This is a genomic window from Nocardia sp. N2S4-5, assembly GCF_044628355.1.
Classification (GTDB): Bacteria; Actinomycetota; Actinomycetes; order Mycobacteriales; family Mycobacteriaceae; genus Nocardia; species Nocardia wallacei_B.
Window position 1 is genome coordinate 7,429,258 of sequence record NZ_JBIUPM010000001.1, and the last position, 16,061, is coordinate 7,445,318.

The following is a 16,061-nucleotide window of genomic DNA, read 5'->3' on the forward strand; positions in this document are numbered from 1 at the left end:
GGGCGCTACTGCCAGGTGGCGGTGTCCGGGTCGATGCCGTGGGCGCGGGCGCAGGCTTCGATGGTGCGGCGGAACCAGACAGGGAGGCCGGGGCGAATGTTGTTGTAGTAGGCGGCGAATCCGGGATCGGTCTCGAAGGTGCGGGCGAGACAGACCTGCATCTGCCGGGTGAGGGGGAAGTACGACGAGGTGAATGCCTCGCGGTGGCGCTCGGCGAGTCGATTCGCTTCCGGGCTGCCGGGGGTCACGCCCGCGTCCATCGCGGCGGCCAGGGCGTTTTCGAGGTCGGTGACGGTGTCGGCGACGGCCTGCCATTCCGCCGGGCCTCGGGCGGCCGAGCGTTCGGCGTATTGCTGCCATTGGGTCGTGTCGCCGTAGCGCCGGCGAGCCTCGGCCGCCCAGTCCGGGTTCCACCGGGGGCCGAAGATCGCGGCCTGCTGCTCGGCGGTCAGCAGCAGGCCGCGCTCGTGGGCTTCGATCATCCGATCCAGTCCGGCGTTGAGCCGCTGGAGGTGGGCGATCCGATCGGCGAGCTGCGAGCGCTGCGCGCGCAACGCACCCGGCACGTCGGCGGCCGAGTCGTCCAGGACGGCTCCGATTCGGTCCAGGCCGAGACCGATCTCGCGGTAGACGACGATGCGGTGCAGGCGTTCCAGATCGTCGGCGGTGTAGAGCCGGTAGCCGGCGGGCGTGCGCAGCGTCGGTTGCGCCAGGCCGATCTCGTCCCAGTGGTGCAGCGCCCGGACCGTCACGCCCAGCCGCGTGGCGACCTGACCGACGGTCAGGCCCTCGGCGTCGGTGGCATCAGGCATGGTCCCCATTGTCGCCGCCGTCGGGCGGGGTGATTCCGATGGCCGCGAGATCCCGCGCCTCCCGGCTCTCCGGATCGAAGGGCTTCGCCGCGGTGAAGATGATCCGCGCGTTCTCGGGGGTGACCACCTCGACATCACGGGTGTTCCACGGCGTGTCCCGCGGACCGTCGACCGAATCCGGACGCACCGCACGACAGGATTCGACAACGGAGTCGACCTGGTTCAGCACGCACGCGAAGCTGACGCTCAGCGCCGGGGCCTGCGCCGGAACGCTCGCCGCCGCGACGAGCAGGACATCCTGGAACGCCCATCGGCGCAGGTGCACGAGACGGCCGGGGATGGCGAACAACTCGAAGAACCCGAGCCCTCGAGTCCAGAAGTCCACCGACGCCGCCAGATCGCTCGTCGGAATCGTCACGAACGCGGGCATGCCGTAGATCCCCCGAAACAGTTCCGGCGCAACCGCATCCGGCCCCGGATCGGGCACCGGGCTCACCTCGAAGGCGTTGTAGTAATCACTCATGAGCCCCACCCTCGGGCCTCACGTAGCGTGAGAGTCAAGCGTCTTCGAGACAAAATGTTCGGCGGCCGGGCTCGCGGGCTGCCACCATGGTGACTTGTCAGGCCGACAGCGCCGAGCACAACAGGGGAGCCCCGATGTCACAGACGAGCACCACTTCTACCGGCGTGCACGCGGAGACCGCGGAATCGGTGGAATACCGGTGGACGACGATCGTGACCAACGCCGACGGACAGGAACAGCCGCCCCGGTCCGGCGCGGGCCGGTTCGACACCGAGGACTCCTACACCGCGCGGATCCACGACAGCCACACCGACCTCGCCGCGACGGTATTCGCCGACGTGTGCGGCGAGGTGGTCGAATACCACCGCGACGCGGTGCTCGACGCCCGCGTCGACGGCCTGCCCGACCCCGTCACGCCCGTCACGGTCACCACCACGGTTCACGACGCCGACGACAACGCGGTCGCGGTCCTGACCGGACTGCTGCACCATCAGCCGGTCACCGACGACGAAGTCGTGGACGCCGCGGTCACGTTCGGTCAGATCGCCGTCGCCGACGAACGCCTGCGCATCGAACGCGTGCGCCACCCCGGCGGCACGAGCCATCGTGATCAGGTCCCCCGGGCACTCGACCTCGATGCCGCGTACGGGCCGGACCTCGACCCCGACACCTACGGTGAGAGCCCGCAGGCCGGTATCGGCGAGGAGCATCGCGAGCAGCTGCGGGCGCTGCGTGTCGCGGCCGCCGAACTGCGGGCGGAGGTGTACGACCCCGAGTACTGCAGGCACCAACTCGCCGCCATGGAGGTCGCCCTCGCGGAGGCCCGCCCCACCGACCCGCCCATCGACTGGCACGCCCGCGTGGATCGGTGGCGGCGGCTGTTCGAGATCTCCACCGAGGCATACCTGGACGCCGCCGGGCTCGACACCGCCGCCGAACACCTCCGCACCGGGCATTCCGCCCACGACGCCGGGTAGGCGCCCCGGTCGTGCTCCCGCGACAAATCGGGGCAGGTCCGAGTAAGCGTCTGTGGTCGTGTGCCGGAAGGAAGCGGGGCGGGATCGGCGAGGTGTCCCTAGTCGCGTGTTGGGACGAAGCGGAGCAGGACCGAGCCTGTTGCGGCGAAGGTGCGGTTCTCCACCAGGTCGAGAGTGACCCACCGGTCGAGTGTGGGGAAGAACGGCGTGCCACTGCCGACCGCTACGGGGCTGACCACCACCAGGTACTCGTCTACCAGGCCGGCGCGGATCAGCGGTGCGGCCAGGGTGGCGCCCGCGACGTCCAGGATGCCGTCGGTCTCGGCCTTGAGCTGCTTGGCGACCTCGACCACATCGCCTCGCTCCAGGCGAGAGTTCCAGTCCACCGACGAAAGGGTCTGCGAGAACACCACTTTCGGCATCGCAAGCCACAATCGGGCGTACTCCGCCGTCACCGGTGTGATGTCCGGATCCTGTCCGGCCGTGGGCCAGTACGTCGACATCAGCTCGTACAGCTTGCGCCCGTACAGCGACACCGCGGTCTCGCCCACCCGGTCGTTCCAGAACTGATGCACTTCATCGTCCGGCTGCGACCAGGAAAAATCCCCGTTGCTGTCCACGATGTAACCGTCCACCGAGATATTCATGCCGTATGTCAGTTTGCCCATGACGTACAGACTGCCGGGCCGTCCGGAATTCATCGGCCGCGGCCGGTCAGCGGCGGTGGACGCCCAGGCGGCCTTCGAGCTGGATCAATAGTTCGCCCAGTCGGGTGGCGAGGGCTTGACTCTGCTGCTGGGTGAGCCCGGCGAGGATTGTGCGTTCGAAGGCCAGTTGAGCGGGGAGGATGGTGTCGAGGAGGTTGCGGCCTCGGGTGGTGAGGCGTACGTGGGCTACTCGGCGGTCGCGATCGTCGGTGCGGCGCTCGACCAGGCCGCGGTCGGTGAGTTGGCGTAGACGCTTGGTGACCGCGGCGCCGGAAGAGAAAGTCTCCCTTGCCAATTCGCTGGGGGTGAGGTCGCGAGCGGTGCGACGCAGGGCGCCCAGCAGGTCGAATTCGGGGCGGGACAACTTCGCATCGCGCAGGGCGGCGCTCTCGGCCTGGTGCAGCAGGGCGGCGCAGCGGTTGATGCGGCCGATGAGTTCCATTGGCGCCGTGTCCAATTCGGGGTGGATGGCCTGCCACTGCCGCACCACCGCGGCTACGGTGTCGTCCGTCACGCCTGCTGCTCCTCGCGCAGGAACCCGTGCACCGGCTCCTGCCGTCGTATCGTCGCAGCGAGCGTACGGTGGGCGCGTTGCTCGGCGCGCAGCAGCCTCTCCTCGGGCAGCGCCCGCTGCCACCACTCGCCGGCGGCGGTGTCGGCCGCTTCGCGCAGCTCCACCAGTGCCGCGGTGAGACGGCGGCGCGCGACGGCGAGTTCGGCGGGCGGGGCCGCCGCGAGCGCGCGCTCGGCGGCGTCGGTGGTGCGCTCGGTGGCGTCGAGAGCCTGTTCCATCCGTCCGCCGGAGCGCCGATTGGTGATCAGCACGGCGACGACCATGCCGACGACGACACCGGCGAGGGTGTCCAGGACGCGATCGGAGATCAGCTCCGAGACCGGCGGCCGGGCCGCGGCGAACTCGGTGACCAGCAGCGCCATCGGGGTCACGGTCACCGAGCCGAGCCAGTAGTTGCGGGTGATCAGCGCCTCGTTGCAGAAGCTGAAGAACACGCACAGCGCCGCCAGCGCCACCACGCTCACCCGTGCCAGCGGAACGACCGCCGCGAACAATGCCACCCCGCAGAGATTGCCGACCAGGCGCTGCACCACCCGGTGCCAGGTGAGCGTGACATTCGCCTGATAGATCGCCGCCGCGGAGACGACGGCCCAGTACGGGTGCCCGACGCCGAGCGCCAGCCCGGCGTAACCGGCCAGCGCACACCCGACGGCGCAGCGCACCGCGACCGGTTGCAGCGGTGACCCCGGCCGCAACAGCATCGAGAACAGTCGACTTGGCGGCAGCGCTCGGCGGCCTTCCCGCTCGGCGTGCACGCCCAGCAGTTCGTCGCCGCTGCCCGCGGGCAATGTCACCGCGGGCAGCGGACCGTGACCGCGCACCTGACGCGCCCACGCGCGCAGTTGCCCGGAATCCGCAGTGCCGGGCGCGAATCCGAGCGCGGCCTCGGCGCGGAGCACCAGACGTTCCAGGGTGCGCCGCGCGGGCGTGCGCTGCCCGCCGGCGAGCACCGACTGCCACGCGCCCTGCACGGCCGCCGCCGCGGCGTGCCGGGCGCGGTATCCGGCGTCATCGGTGGCCTCGAGGTAAGCGGCCGCGGCGTCCAGCGCCCGCGCGGTCGCTCGGCGCTCGGGACCTTCACGCCGGATCAGCGCCGGCGCCAGCGCGACGGCCGCGCCGACGCAGCCCGCGGCGATCGTCAGCGCGAGATGAAACGGAACCTCGCGCAACTCCTGCGGGGCGAACAGGGTGCCCGAGGCGACGAAGACGAAGATCACGTGACCGGGCGGCCCGATCCGGGTGGCATCGCACACGGCCTTCTGGACGCCCGCGACCACCGCCGCGATCGCGATCAGCGCGCCCACGCTGTCGACCAGCGACGCCCCGATCAGCGCCACCGCCATGCTCGCGGTCATGCCGGCCACGACCCAGGCGGTGGTCCGGATCCGCGCCGCGTAGGGCAGTTGGTGTCCGTAGAGGGCGCAGAACGCGCCGGGCATCACGTAGACCGCCAGCTCGCCGCGCCCGGCGAGCAGCAGCGGCAGCAACACCAGCGTGAAGGCGACCGCGACACTGGTCGCGGGCTTGAACCAGATGTCGGAGGGCCGGTTGACGCGGAGCACGCCGGACAGCGGGAGGGGGCGGATACGGGGTTGTCGGAGGGGTTCGGCGGCGCTCACTCCAAAAGGTTAGCAGGTGTTTTACAAGTAAAACATCTGGGGGTTGTACCGGCCGGGCTCGGACAGGTGATCGCTTCCGCCCCTACGGATGTGGCACGGTACAAGTGCTGACGCGAAGGTTCGCGACCATGAATTGAAGGAGCGCCACTCATGACCGATTTCCCCGACCTGGACGCGTTGCGGGCAGCGGTGGGCACCGAGATCGGTGTCAGCGACTGGATGACGATCGAGCAGGACCGCATCGACACCTTCGCCGACGCCACCGGCGACCACCAGTGGATCCATGTCGACCCCGCCCGCGCCGCGACGGGCCCCTACGGACGCACCATCGCGCACGGCTTCCTGACCCTGTCGCTGCTGGTGCCGCTCACCAATCAGGCCGCCACCGTGGGCGGCATCCGCATGGGAATCAACTACGGGCTCAACAAGGTTCGCTTCGTCACCCCGGTACCGGTCGGGGGCCGCATCCGCGCCCGCGTCACGCTCGATTCGGTGCGCGACATCACCGGCGGGGTGCAGGCCGAGCGGACCGTCACCCTGGAACTGGAGGGCGCCGACAAACCGGCCTGCGTCGCCGAGAGCATCGTCCGGTACCTGACCTGAGGTGGTGGCCCAGGACGTCAGTCGGTCCCGAACTGATTGGTGAAGGTGACCCAGCGATCCAGCAGTTGCGCGGCCGCGCCGGAGTCGACCGTGCGCGCGACGCGTTCGAGGGCGGCGCCCAGGGCGTCGTGGATGTCCTTACCGGCCGTCTCCGGCGTCAGCTCGTAGGCGACGATCGCGGCCGCCGAATTCACCAGCACGGCATCGCGAACCGGCCCCGGCTGACCCGCCAGCATGTTGCGGGCGATGACGGCGTTGGTGTCGGCGTCGCCGCCGCGCAGCGCCTCCTGCGGCACCCGGGGGATGCCGATCCGGGTGGGATCGATGGTCGTCTCGGTGAGATGCCCGGCCGCGACCACCCAGACGTCGGTGGTGTCGGCCGTGGTGATCTCGTCGAGGCCGTCGTTGCCGCGCACCACCAGCGCGTTGTTGCCGCGTTCGGCGAACGCGCCCGCGATCACCGGCAGCAGGTCGGCGAAGGCGCAGCCGATCAGCCCGGCGCCCGGCTGGGCCGGATTCGTCAGCGGGCCCAGCACATTGAACACGGTCGGGATGCCGATCTCCTTGCGCGCGGGACCGGCGAACCGCAGCGCGGGATGGAACAGCGGCGCGAAACAGAATCCGATCCCGACCTCGTGCACCGAGCGCGCCACCGCGTCGGGGCCCAGCGCGATCCGCACCCCGAGCGCCTCCAGCACGTCGGCGCCGCCACTCTTCGACGACGCGGCCCGGTTGCCGTGCTTGACCACCGGAATCCCGGTCGCGGACACCACGATCGCCGACATCGTGGAGATGTTGACGGTGCCAGACCGGTCGCCGCCGGTGCCGACGATGTCGACCGCGCCGACATCGAGCGACACCCGCCGGGCGTGGCCGAGCATGCCCTGTGCCATGCCGGACAGCTCGGAAGCGGTCGGGCCCTTCATCTTCATCGCGATGCCGAACGCGGCGATCTGGGCCTGGGTGGCGTTGTCGGAGAAGATCTCATCGATCGCCCACGCGGCCTCCTCCGTGGTCAGATCGACCCCATCGGTGAGGGCCCCGAGGATCTGGGGCCAGGTGCGCGCGCTCATCAACGTCTCCTGTCCGGATTCACACATCCAGTGCTGGGTAGCAGCCTAGTGGGCGCGGCGATTTCTTTTCCCGCCGTCGCCGTCCCGGGAAACCTGGTGAAGGCAGGTGCGCGAGCGGGTCGGACCGCTCCCGAACTGGGTATTCGCGGGACACGCCGAGGAGGTGGCGAGACCTCGTCTCGCCGTGCGATTTCCGACACGCGACCGGAAGTTTCGTACCCGGCTTAGCCTGTCGTACTACGACGAGTCATACTTACCCGCGTGACGACCGCAGTAGGGACCCCAGGATCGGCCATTACTCAGCGTGTGCACTCGCTGAACCGGCCCAACATGGTCAGCGTCGGAACCATCATCTGGCTGTCGAGCGAGCTGATGTTCTTCGCCGGCCTCTTCGCCATGTACTTCGTCGCCCGGGCCCAGGCTCACGGCAACTGGCCGCCGGAACCGACCGAGCTGAACCTGAAGCTCGCCGTCCCGGTCACGGCCGTGCTGGTCGCGTCGTCGTTCACCTGCCAGATGGGCGTGTTCGCGGCGGAGAAGGGCGATGTGTTCGGGCTGCGGCGCTGGTATGTGCTCACCTTCATCATGGGCGCGTTCTTCGTGGGCGGTCAGGGCTACGAGTACATGAACCTCGTCAGGGAGGGCACGTCGATCTCGAGCAGCGTGTACGGCTCGGTGTTCTACGTCACCACCGGTTTCCACGGTCTGCACGTCATCGGCGGTCTCATCGCGTTCATCTTCCTGCTGGTCCGCACGAAGATCAGTAAGTTCACGCCGGCCCAGGCCACCGCGGCGATCGTCGTCTCCTACTACTGGCACTTCGTCGACATCGTGTGGATCGGTTTGTTCGCCACGATCTACTTCGTCCGCTAGGACCCCCTAGTCTTCGACGAGCACCAGCCTCAGCATCAGTCGGTTCCGTCTACTTCAAAGGGACACAGATGAGTTCATCTCCTCCGTCAGCGCCAGATCCCGCCAGCCCTGGGGTCGGCAGCGCTCGGGACAGCCAGGCCACCAAGACCCGCAAGCAGCGCCGGATGCGCCGTCGGCTGGCGGGCGGTCTGGTGCTGCTGATGGGTCTCGTCGGTGCCGGGTTCGCGGCGTCGGCGCTGACTCCCCGCGCGCAGGTTGCGACGGCGAACGAGGACCAGTCCGCGCTGATTCGCGAGGGCAAGCAGATCTACGACACCTCCTGCATCACCTGCCACGGCGCGAATTTGCAGGGCGTCCAGGATCGCGGCCCCAGCCTGATCGGCGTCGGCGAGGCGGCGGTGTACTTCCAGGTCTCCACCGGTCGCATGCCCGCCGCCGCCAACAGCTCGCAGATCCAGCGCAAGCCCGAGAAGTTCGACGCCCGGCAGACCGACGCGCTGAGCGCCTACGTCGCGGCCAACGGCGGCGGCCCCACCGTGGTGCGCGACCCGAACGGCGAGATCGCGCAGGAGTCGCTGATCGACAACGCCGACCTCGGCCGCGGCGGTGAGCTGTTCCGGATGAACTGCGCGTCCTGCCACAACTTCACCGGCAAGGGTGGCGCGCTGTCGTCCGGCAAGTTCGCGCCGCCGCTCGGTCCCGCCAGCGAGCAGCAGATCTACGCCGCGATGCTGACCGGTCCGCAGAACATGCCGAAGTTCTCCGACCGGCAGCTGTCGCCGGAGGAGAAGCGCGACATCGTCGCCTATGTCAAGGACCGCACCGAGTCCAAGCCCGAGGGCGGCTACGGTCTCGGCGGCTTCGGCCCCGCGACCGAGGGCCTGGCCATCTGGGTCGTCGGCATCGTGGCCCTGGTCGGCTCGGCGATGTGGATCGGATCCCGCTCATGAGCGAGCGCGAGACCAACGAACAGGAGCGAAACGACATGGGGCGGCCTGAGGACGGCAAGCCTGGGGACGACCTGAACCCCACCGAGGAACAGCTCGACGCGATGTCGCAGGAGGAGCTGGTCGCACTCGGCACCAAGCGCGACGGCGTCGACGTCGTCTACCGCGCGCCGCGCTGGCCGGTTCCGGGCACCAAGGCGGAGAAGCGGGCCGAGCGGCAGGTGGCGTTCTGGTTCGCGGTGTCCACGCTCGCCGCGCTGGCGCTCATCGGGGTGTTCCTGTTCTGGCCCTGGGAGTACAAGAGTCGCCACGAGGACGGCGCGGGCATCTACTCGCTCACGACTCCGCTCTACGGCATCACCCTGGGTGTGGCGGTGCTGGCGATCGGTGTCGCGGTCGTGCTGATCCGCAAGAAGTTCATCCCGCAGGAGATCTCGATCCAGGACCGCCACGACGGCAAATCGCCCGAGGTGGAGCGGCGCACCCTGGTCGCGCAGCTCAAGGACGCGGGGGAGACCTCGACCCTGGGCCGCCGCAAGATGATCACCCGCACCGCGGGGCTGGGCGCGGGCGTGCTCGGCGTCGGCGCGCTGTTCCTGTTCGTCGGCGGCATGATCAAGAACCCGTGGGCCAAGGGCGACAAGTCGCCGCTGTGGGTGTCGGGCTGGACGCCGGACTACCCGGGCCAGACCATCTACATCCGCAAGGACACCGGCCGTCCCGAGGACGTCGTGCTGGTGCGTCCGGAGGATCTCGACGCGGGCGCCATGGAGACCGTCTTCCCCTGGAAAGAGGAGTGGCGGGGCGACGAGCACGAGACCCTGCAGTCGCTGCGCGGAATTCGCAACGCGGTCATGCTGATCCGGCTGCGCACCGAGGACGCGCAGAAGGCGGTCAAGCGCAAGGGCCAGGAGAGCTTCAACTACGGCGACTACTTCGCCTACTCGAAGATCTGCACCCACCTGGGCTGCCCGACCTCGCTGTTCGAGCAGCAGACCAACCGCATCCTGTGCCCCTGCCACCAGTCGCAGTTCTCGGCCACCGAGTGGGGTAAGCCGGTCTTCGGTCCCGCCGCCCGCGCGCTGCCGCAGCTGCCGATCACCGTCAACTCCGAGGGCTACCTGGTCGCCAACGGCGACTTCATCGAGCCGCTCGGACCGGCTTACTGGGAGCGTCGTTCATGAGTCCTAGCAAAATTGCCGCCCAGGCAAATGAGATGGACGAGCGCTACCGCGCGGCGGCGTTCGTCAAGCGGTCGATCAACAAGGTCTTCCCGACCCACTGGTCGTTCCTGCTCGGTGAGATCGCGCTGTACGCGTTCATCATCCTGCTGCTGTCGGGTGTGTACCTGACGCTGTTCTTCGACCCGTCGATGAGCGAGGTCGTCTACGACGGCGCTTATCAGCCGCTGCGCGGCGTCACCATGTCGCGCGCCTTCGAGACCGCGCTGGACATCTCCTTCGAGGTGCGCGGCGGGCTGTTCGTGCGGCAGGTGCACCACTGGGCGGCGCTGCTGTTCGCGGCGTCGATCATCATCCACCTGTTCCGCATCTTCTTCACCGGCGCGTTCCGCAAGCCGCGCGAGGCGAACTGGGTGATCGGGTCGCTGCTGCTGATCCTGGCGATGTTCGAGGGCTTCTTCGGCTACTCGCTGCCCGACGACCTGCTCTCGGGTACCGGTCTGCGAGCGGCGTTCTCGGGCATCACGATCGGCATCCCGCTGATCGGCACCTGGATGCACTGGCTGATGTTCGGTGGCGACTTCCCGGGCGAGATCATCATTCCGCGCCTGTACATCGCGCACGTGCTGCTGTTCCCGGGCATCATCCTGGCGCTGATCGCGGCGCACGTGGCGCTGGTGTGGTACCAGAAGCACACCCAGTTCCCCGGCCCCGGCCGTACCGAGAAGAACGTGGTGGGCTCGCGCATCGTGCCGGTGTTCGCCGCCGACCAGGGCGCGTTCTTCATGTTCACCCTGGGCGTGGTCGCGATCATGGGTGGCGTGCTGCAGATCAACCCGATCTGGAACCTGGGTCCCTACAACCCCTCTCAGGTGTCGGCGGGTTCGCAGCCGGACTTCTACATGATGTGGACCGACGGCATGGCGCGCCTGATGCCGCCGTGGGAGCTGTACCTGGGTCGCTACACCATTCCGGCGGTGTTCTGGGTGGCGCTGATCATGGGTCTGGTGTTCACCGTGCTGATCGCCTACCCGTGGATCGAGAAGCGGCTGACCGGTGACGACGCCATCCACAACATCGTGCAGCGTCCCCGCGACGTGCCGGTGCGTACCGCGATCGGCGCCATGGCCATCGCGTTCTACCTGGTGCTGACTCTGGCCTGTGTCAACGACATCGTGGCCTTCAAGTTCGACATCTCGCTGAACGCGACGACGTGGATCTTCCGCATCGGGCTGCTGGTCGCCCCGCCGCTGGCCTACTTCCTGGCCTACCGGATGTGCCTGGGCCTGCAGCGCAGCGACCGCGCGGTGCTGGAGCACGGCATCGAGACGGGCGTGATCAAGCGACTGCCGCACGGCGAGTACATCGAGGTGCACCAGCCGCTCGGCCCCGTCGACGGCCACGGCCACCCGATCCCGCTGGAGTACCAGGGCGCGCCGGTGCCGAAGAAGATGAACAAGCTCGGTTCGGCCGGCAAGCCCGGCCTGGGTTCGTTCCTTCGCGCCGACCCCGCCGAGCAGGCCGAGGAGCTGACCGCCTACGAGAAGGGCGAGCACCACAAGCAGCTGGAGATCCTGGCCGAGTACCAGGAGCAGGCCGGCGGCAAGGGTGACAAGCACGGGCACTGAGGTTTGCAACGAGAACCGGCCCCGAGTCCTTCGACTCGGGGCCGGTTCTTCTTTGCGGGTCTACTCTCGCACGGTGTCCTGCGCCGGGCTTGCTCACTGAAGGAGAGCGCCGTCGACTCACTCGCCGATGGAGAACCCCGCCTCGACATCCGCCTGCGAATAGGACTTGAAGGCGATATGCGTCGCGGTACGCAACACACCCCCCGTCTTGTTGATCCGCCCCGTCACCACCTCCGCAATCTGCTCATGGTCGCGCACCCGCACCACCGCAATCAGATCAACGTCCCCCGCACACGAGTAAACCTCCGCCACACCCTCCAGACTCGCCAGCGCCTGCGCCGTCTCCGGAATCCGAGCAGCCTCGGCATGGATCAACACGATCGCGGTAATCATGCCTCCGAGTCTATTGCGCGCCGGGGTAGGTGGACCGGGGCACCGCCGCTCAGCGCATCCGTCCCGAGTCGGGCGTGATCCGGCCCGCATCGACCAAGGTCCAAAGTCTCGATCTCAGCCACGTACAACACCGCGTTCAGCGCAAGCGGACTCAAATGCTGAGGGGACGGCGTGATCACAACATCTACATCGGCTGCTCGCACCTGGTCGGCAAGCGGAATCAACGATGGTTCAGGCCAGACCACCAGATATCCGAGATGCCGCGCTAGGCGCTGCACCTGGGCTCGGTCCCACAACATCGCGTCGGATACTTCCGGAACAACCCAACCCAACGCAGTCGGCTGGTGGCGCATGATGCTGCCTTCCTTGTCGGCTACAAACTCCACAGCGGAGCCGTCTCCAGACTCGGCGTTGGGCACGGTCCACAGGAGTGGCAGTGGGGTGGCATGTGTTCCCGTCGCCCGGTGGTGCGAGCACTGCGAACGGGCTAGTGGCATCGGGGGTGGCATCACCGTCCGCAACGCCGCACAGAGGGCACGAGGGTGGCAGGCTGGATGGCATGTCGGCGGACATGGGAAGGCTCATCAAGCAACTGCGCGTTGCCAAAGGGTGGAGCCAAGGGAGGCTGGCCGGTGAGCTGACCAAGGTGTCCGGCTACAACATGACGCGTGAATACATCTCGCGGCATTGGGAGTCGGGCAGGACCGAGCCTTCACCGTTCTGGTTGCGTCACCTCGCGACGGTGCTGGATTGTCCGCTCGAGCTATTGGAGGCTGACGTGAATCGTCGTGAATTCCTATCGCATCTCGCGGCTACGTCGATAGCGCCGGTTGTCGCGTCTGAGCTTCTCTCCCAAGGCTTTTCGACGCGACTGCATTCCACGGGACCGGCTGTCGAGGAGTGGGAAGCGAAGCTGGCGCAGTACGGGACGGACTATATGAGCCAAGGGGCGGCGCGGATTCGACAGCGGCTGGCGGCTGATCTGGTTGTCCTGCAACAGCAGTTGGATACTCCGCGCATGTGGGCGGTGGCCGCTCGGCTGATGACTCTGTTCGCCAAGACGTATCCGGGGAGCGATGGGAACAAGGCGATTTCTTGGTATCGGATGGCGGCTGATGCTGCCGACCGGTCCGAGGAGACGGACATTCGGGTGTGGGTGCGTGGGCGGGCCGCCATCGCGCTCGGGTATGAAGGCGCGTCGTTGCCGGTGGCGAATGCCTTCGCGGATCAGGCGCTGGGAATTTCGGAGCGGCACAGTCTCGGACGGCTGAATTCGATTTGGGGAAAGGCGCACGTGGCGGCGATCCGCGGGGATCGAGCGACGGCGCGGGAGCTGATCGATACCGGGCGTCGCGAATTCGATCGGTCGTACTCCGAGGAGCAGACGTCGGACTACGCGGTTCCGTGGTGGCGAGTGAATGTCTTCCTGTCACTGCTGGCGGCGCGTCTCGGGGAGGAGAAGTTGGCGGTGCGGGCGCAGGAGGATGCGCGCGCTGAACTGCCTTCGGAGTTGCCGCGGTTCGCGACTCATCTGGAGATGCACCGCGGGCTCATGTTGGTGCGGGCGGGAGATCGCTCTGAGGGTGTGCGGGTGGCGCGTGGCGCGTTGAATGCTCTTCCCCCGGAGAAGCACTCGCTTACGTTGCGGATGCTCATGGAGGAGGTCTCGGGCTCCGGAACGGGGTGAGTGGCACGGGCTATCTCGCTCGGAGGGGTCACTGATGACGCCACGGCGGTCGGCCGATGGCCCCGCCTGAACTTGCCGGGCCTGGGCGGTCACGATCGCGTTCGAGATGGCGAGAAATGCCGTCTCGAGTCGATTTGTGTCCGCAGGGGCCGGCGGTCCGAGTCGCAATGGAAGAGTCAGGCACCGGAATCGTGACGCGGCCTGTCAGGTGCGGGAGGTGTAGTCGTGGGCGAGGGATTCTGTGCGGGTGGCGGATTCGGCTCTGTCGAGCCAGGAGAGCCAGGCGCCTGCGCCGAGGCGGGGCTCGTGGTAGCCGTCGGTGGTGCGGACTATGCGGGTGCCGGGTTGGTCGAGCCAGCGGGTGATGAGGGCTGTTTCCTCCGGTGAGGCGCCGCGCAGGGGTGGGTAGCGCGGGTCGGCGAGTTGGTCGGAGTGCGGAGTGAGGTCGAGTCCGGCGGGCCCGCGACGTTGTTGGAGGGGTGGGTGGGAGCCTTCAGCCTGGGGGAGAGGTAAGGGCTCCTGTCCCCTGTCCGGTGTGCGGCGCGGGCTTGCCGGATCGCCGGTGGCCGCGTCCGACTGGGGGAGAGGTGAGGGCCCCGGCGACCTGTCCGGTGTGCGGCGCGGGCCTGCCGGATCACCGGTGGCCGCGTCCGATCTGGTGGGCAGGACGGTTTCGGCGGACGCGACCAAGGACTCCACGACCGGCATGGGGGCGATGCCGCGGGCGGCGGTGCCTGCGGCGGCCAGGCGGCCGTAGCGGACGACCGCGAATTCCCAGCCGCCGGAGCCGTCGGGGCGGGCGGCGATCAGCTCGGCGATGCGGGCCAGGGCGGCGAGGCGCTGCGTCCGGCGCAGGGAGCGCACGAGGGCGGCCAGGTGATCGCGTAGCCGGGCCGCACCCTCGAAATGCTCGGCGGCGGCATAGTTTTCGATCCGGTCGCGGATCAACCGCAACGGTGCGTCACTGCGTCCGGCGAAGAGGTCGCGTGCCGCGCGCGGTGCAATGGCGTACTCCTCGGCGTCCCGCAGTCGACCGTCGGCGCTCGCCGGGCAGCCCCCGACCGCCGCGGGCGGGCAGTCGCCGCCGTGCCGGGCGTGCCGGGGGAGACGCGCGGTGCAGGTGCGCAGGCCGCAGTATTCGGCCACGATGGCCGCTATCTCCGCGGCGTCGGCGCGGGAATTGAACGGGCCCAGCGCATCCCACGTCGGCGTGCGGGTGATCGCGAACCGGGGGAAGGACTCGGCCGTGAGCGTCAGCCACCAGGCCCGCTTGGGAAATTTCGAGCGCCGGTTGTACGGCGGCGTATGCGCGACCAGCAGCCGCAGCTCCCGCACCCCGGCCTCCAGGCCGTGCGCACAGGGCACGTGGTCGACCCGGGTCGCCAGGGCCACCATTTCCCGCATGCGCGTGCGCGTTTCGGAGCCGGTGAAGTAGCTGCGCACGCGCCGCCGCAGATTCACCGCTGTCCCTATATAGAGGACTTCGTCCGACGGCCCGCGGAACAGATACACCCCGGGAACCGCCGGCAGGTCGGCGGCCAGGAAGCGCTTGGACCGTTGCCGGCGGCTCACCTGGGGCAGATAGTCGACCAGTTCGGTCAGGCTGTGCACGCCGAGATTGCCGACCCGCTCGATCAGCGCGTGCAACACGTCCACGGTCGCGCGAGCGTCGTCCAGCGCGCGGTGGGTCGGTCGGGTGGACGCGCCGAGCAATTGCGCCAGCGCCGACAGGCGAACGGTCGGCGCCTCGTCGCGGGCCAGGATCCGCCGGGCCAGTTGCACCGTGCACAGCACCTGGAACGCGGGCCACACGGCCGCGCAGCGAGCGGCCGCCGCCTTCAGGAATCCGGTGTCGAAGCGGGCGTTGTGGGCGACGAGGACCGCGCCCGCGGCGAATTCGAGGAATCCGGGCAGCACCGCCTCGATCCGCGGCGCGTCCATCACCATCGCGGTCGTGATCCCCGTGACCTGGATGATCTGCGGCGGGATCGCGCATCCCGGATTCACCAGCGTGGCGAACTCGCCGAGCACCTCGCCGCCGCGCACCTTCACCGCGCCGATCTCGGTGATCGAGTCGCGTTCGGGGCTGGTGCCGGTGGTCTCCAGGTCGACGACGACGAAGGTGACGTCGAACAGCGGCGTATCCAGATCGTCGAAGGCCAGCTGCGCCGGACGTGGACCGCCGGGCGTCGCATCGAACGCGGTCGGGGGCACGGCGTGCAGCGTAAGGCGGGGGTCCGACAGGAACGCCGCGGTGCGCGGAATGGTCTCGACCAACCTCGAGGTTTCGAGGTGCGAGGTTCGGATTGCGGGGATATGCGGAAATGTGACCGGAGTCACATTGATTTACAAAACGAATAAATCATCGGCGCGCCGCCGTCAAGGTTCCGACACGGATTCGGGCGTGTCACCGCGCGTCGACGGCGCAGATCACGCTAGGCAAACCGATCGGTTGTCTTACTGG

General features: G+C 68.5%; 15 protein-coding genes. 7 read left to right on the forward strand and 8 right to left on the reverse strand.

Annotated features, from left to right (window positions below; genetic code table 11):
- Window positions 1–5: 5 nt before the first annotated feature.
- Both ACFMRZ_RS34360 and ACFMRZ_RS34365 read right to left on the reverse strand, forming a co-directional pair.
- Entirely contained in the window at window positions 6–812 is an 807-nt protein-coding gene (locus ACFMRZ_RS34360; protein WP_400182366.1) for a MerR family transcriptional regulator, read from the reverse strand.
- A complete protein-coding gene (locus ACFMRZ_RS34365) occupies window positions 805–1,335 on the reverse strand; it encodes a VOC family protein (RefSeq protein WP_400182367.1) in 531 nt (176 codons plus the stop codon). Before ACFMRZ_RS34365 ends, ACFMRZ_RS34360 begins: the two co-directional genes overlap by 8 nt.
- A gap of 134 nt (window positions 1,336–1,469) precedes the next feature.
- Between ACFMRZ_RS34365 and ACFMRZ_RS34370 the strand changes: the two genes are divergently transcribed.
- A complete protein-coding gene (locus tag ACFMRZ_RS34370; protein ID WP_400182368.1) occupies window positions 1,470–2,312 on the forward strand; it encodes a hypothetical protein in 843 nt (280 codons plus the stop codon).
- 98 nt (window positions 2,313–2,410) lie between these two features.
- Here the strand turns inward: ACFMRZ_RS34370 and ACFMRZ_RS34375 are convergent, their stop codons facing one another.
- From ACFMRZ_RS34375 to ACFMRZ_RS34385, 3 genes are read right to left on the reverse strand one after another with little or no spacing between them, the layout of a single operon-like run.
- On the reverse strand, window positions 2,411–2,980 hold the full coding sequence (locus ACFMRZ_RS34375) for a dihydrofolate reductase family protein (protein WP_280360612.1): 570 nt from the start codon (window positions 2,978–2,980) through the stop codon (window positions 2,411–2,413).
- A gap of 46 nt (window positions 2,981–3,026) precedes the next feature.
- Window positions 3,027–3,533 carry a MarR family winged helix-turn-helix transcriptional regulator gene (locus ACFMRZ_RS34380; RefSeq protein WP_400182369.1) on the reverse strand — a complete coding sequence of 169 codons (507 nt, stop codon included), beginning with the start codon at window positions 3,531–3,533 and terminating at the stop codon, window positions 3,027–3,029.
- Window positions 3,530–5,212, reverse strand: a complete 1,683-nt coding sequence (locus ACFMRZ_RS34385; RefSeq protein ID WP_400182370.1) for an FUSC family protein — start codon at window positions 5,210–5,212, stop codon at window positions 3,530–3,532. The genes ACFMRZ_RS34380 and ACFMRZ_RS34385 overlap by 4 nt, the downstream gene beginning before the upstream one ends.
- 150 nt (window positions 5,213–5,362) lie before the next feature.
- On the opposite strand from ACFMRZ_RS34385, the gene ACFMRZ_RS34390 reads away from it, so the two are divergent.
- On the forward strand, window positions 5,363–5,815 hold the full coding sequence (locus tag ACFMRZ_RS34390; RefSeq protein WP_400182371.1) for a MaoC family dehydratase: 453 nt from the start codon (window positions 5,363–5,365) through the stop codon (window positions 5,813–5,815).
- A gap of 17 nt (window positions 5,816–5,832) precedes the next feature.
- Here ACFMRZ_RS34390 and trpD read toward each other — a convergent pair whose 3' ends face one another.
- The gene (gene trpD / locus ACFMRZ_RS34395; RefSeq protein ID WP_280364329.1) at window positions 5,833–6,888 is read right to left on the reverse strand and encodes an anthranilate phosphoribosyltransferase; all 1,056 of its coding nucleotides are present in this window, start codon (window positions 6,886–6,888) and stop codon (window positions 5,833–5,835) included.
- A gap of 261 nt (window positions 6,889–7,149) precedes the next feature.
- On the opposite strand from trpD, the gene ACFMRZ_RS34400 reads away from it, so the two are divergent.
- The 4 genes from ACFMRZ_RS34400 (at window position 7,150) to ACFMRZ_RS34415 (ending at window position 11,517) form a co-directional block, all read left to right on the forward strand.
- Window positions 7,150–7,761, forward strand: coding sequence for a heme-copper oxidase subunit III (locus tag ACFMRZ_RS34400; RefSeq protein ID WP_400182372.1), 612 nt, complete (start codon window positions 7,150–7,152; stop codon window positions 7,759–7,761).
- 68 nt (window positions 7,762–7,829) lie between these two features.
- Window positions 7,830–8,711 carry a c-type cytochrome gene (locus ACFMRZ_RS34405; protein ID WP_400182373.1) on the forward strand — a complete coding sequence of 294 codons (882 nt, stop codon included), beginning with the start codon at window positions 7,830–7,832 and terminating at the stop codon, window positions 8,709–8,711.
- A 35-nt stretch (window positions 8,712–8,746) separates the two neighbouring features.
- Window positions 8,747–9,892 (forward strand): ubiquinol-cytochrome c reductase iron-sulfur subunit, encoded by a 1,146-nt coding sequence (locus tag ACFMRZ_RS34410; protein ID WP_280274609.1) that lies wholly within the window; start codon window positions 8,747–8,749, stop codon window positions 9,890–9,892.
- The gene (locus ACFMRZ_RS34415) at window positions 9,889–11,517 is read left to right on the forward strand and encodes a cytochrome bc complex cytochrome b subunit (protein ID WP_280364333.1); all 1,629 of its coding nucleotides are present in this window, start codon (window positions 9,889–9,891) and stop codon (window positions 11,515–11,517) included. The genes ACFMRZ_RS34410 and ACFMRZ_RS34415 overlap by 4 nt, the downstream gene beginning before the upstream one ends.
- 117 nt (window positions 11,518–11,634) lie before the next feature.
- Here the strand turns inward: ACFMRZ_RS34415 and ACFMRZ_RS34420 are convergent, their stop codons facing one another.
- A complete protein-coding gene (locus tag ACFMRZ_RS34420) occupies window positions 11,635–11,910 on the reverse strand; it encodes an Lrp/AsnC family transcriptional regulator (protein ID WP_195102862.1) in 276 nt (91 codons plus the stop codon).
- A 559-nt stretch (window positions 11,911–12,469) separates the two neighbouring features.
- On the opposite strand from ACFMRZ_RS34420, the gene ACFMRZ_RS34425 reads away from it, so the two are divergent.
- The gene (locus tag ACFMRZ_RS34425) at window positions 12,470–13,597 is read left to right on the forward strand and encodes a helix-turn-helix transcriptional regulator (RefSeq protein WP_400182374.1); all 1,128 of its coding nucleotides are present in this window, start codon (window positions 12,470–12,472) and stop codon (window positions 13,595–13,597) included.
- Window positions 13,598–13,801: 204 nt separating this feature from the next.
- Here ACFMRZ_RS34425 and ACFMRZ_RS34430 read toward each other — a convergent pair whose 3' ends face one another.
- Window positions 13,802–15,811, reverse strand: coding sequence for a DEDD exonuclease domain-containing protein (locus ACFMRZ_RS34430; protein WP_400182375.1), 2,010 nt, complete (start codon window positions 15,809–15,811; stop codon window positions 13,802–13,804).
- Between the last annotated feature and the right edge of the window lie 250 nt (window positions 15,812–16,061).

Excerpts from the sequence above, each read along its gene's own strand:
- ACFMRZ_RS34405 (WP_400182373.1), top strand. The coding sequence starts at position 7,830 with ATGAGTTCATCTCCTCCGTCAGCGCCAGATCCCGCCAGCCCTGGGGTC.
- ACFMRZ_RS34420 (WP_195102862.1), bottom strand. The coding sequence starts at position 11,910 with ATGATTACCGCGATCGTGTTGATCCATGCCGAGGCTGCTCGGATTCCG.
- trpD (WP_280364329.1), bottom strand. The coding sequence starts at position 6,888 with ATGAGCGCGCGCACCTGGCCCCAGATCCTCGGGGCCCTCACCGATGGG.
- ACFMRZ_RS34375 (WP_280360612.1), bottom strand. The coding sequence starts at position 2,980 with ATGGGCAAACTGACATACGGCATGAATATCTCGGTGGACGGTTACATC.
- ACFMRZ_RS34365 (WP_400182367.1), bottom strand. The coding sequence starts at position 1,335 with ATGAGTGATTACTACAACGCCTTCGAGGTGAGCCCGGTGCCCGATCCG.
- ACFMRZ_RS34390 (WP_400182371.1), top strand. The coding sequence starts at position 5,363 with ATGACCGATTTCCCCGACCTGGACGCGTTGCGGGCAGCGGTGGGCACC.
- ACFMRZ_RS34425 (WP_400182374.1), top strand. The coding sequence starts at position 12,470 with ATGTCGGCGGACATGGGAAGGCTCATCAAGCAACTGCGCGTTGCCAAA.
- ACFMRZ_RS34415 (WP_280364333.1), top strand. The coding sequence starts at position 9,889 with ATGAGTCCTAGCAAAATTGCCGCCCAGGCAAATGAGATGGACGAGCGC.
- ACFMRZ_RS34370 (WP_400182368.1), top strand. The coding sequence starts at position 1,470 with ATGTCACAGACGAGCACCACTTCTACCGGCGTGCACGCGGAGACCGCG.
- ACFMRZ_RS34360 (WP_400182366.1), bottom strand. The coding sequence starts at position 812 with ATGCCTGATGCCACCGACGCCGAGGGCCTGACCGTCGGTCAGGTCGCC.
- ACFMRZ_RS34410 (WP_280274609.1), top strand. The coding sequence starts at position 8,747 with ATGGGGCGGCCTGAGGACGGCAAGCCTGGGGACGACCTGAACCCCACC.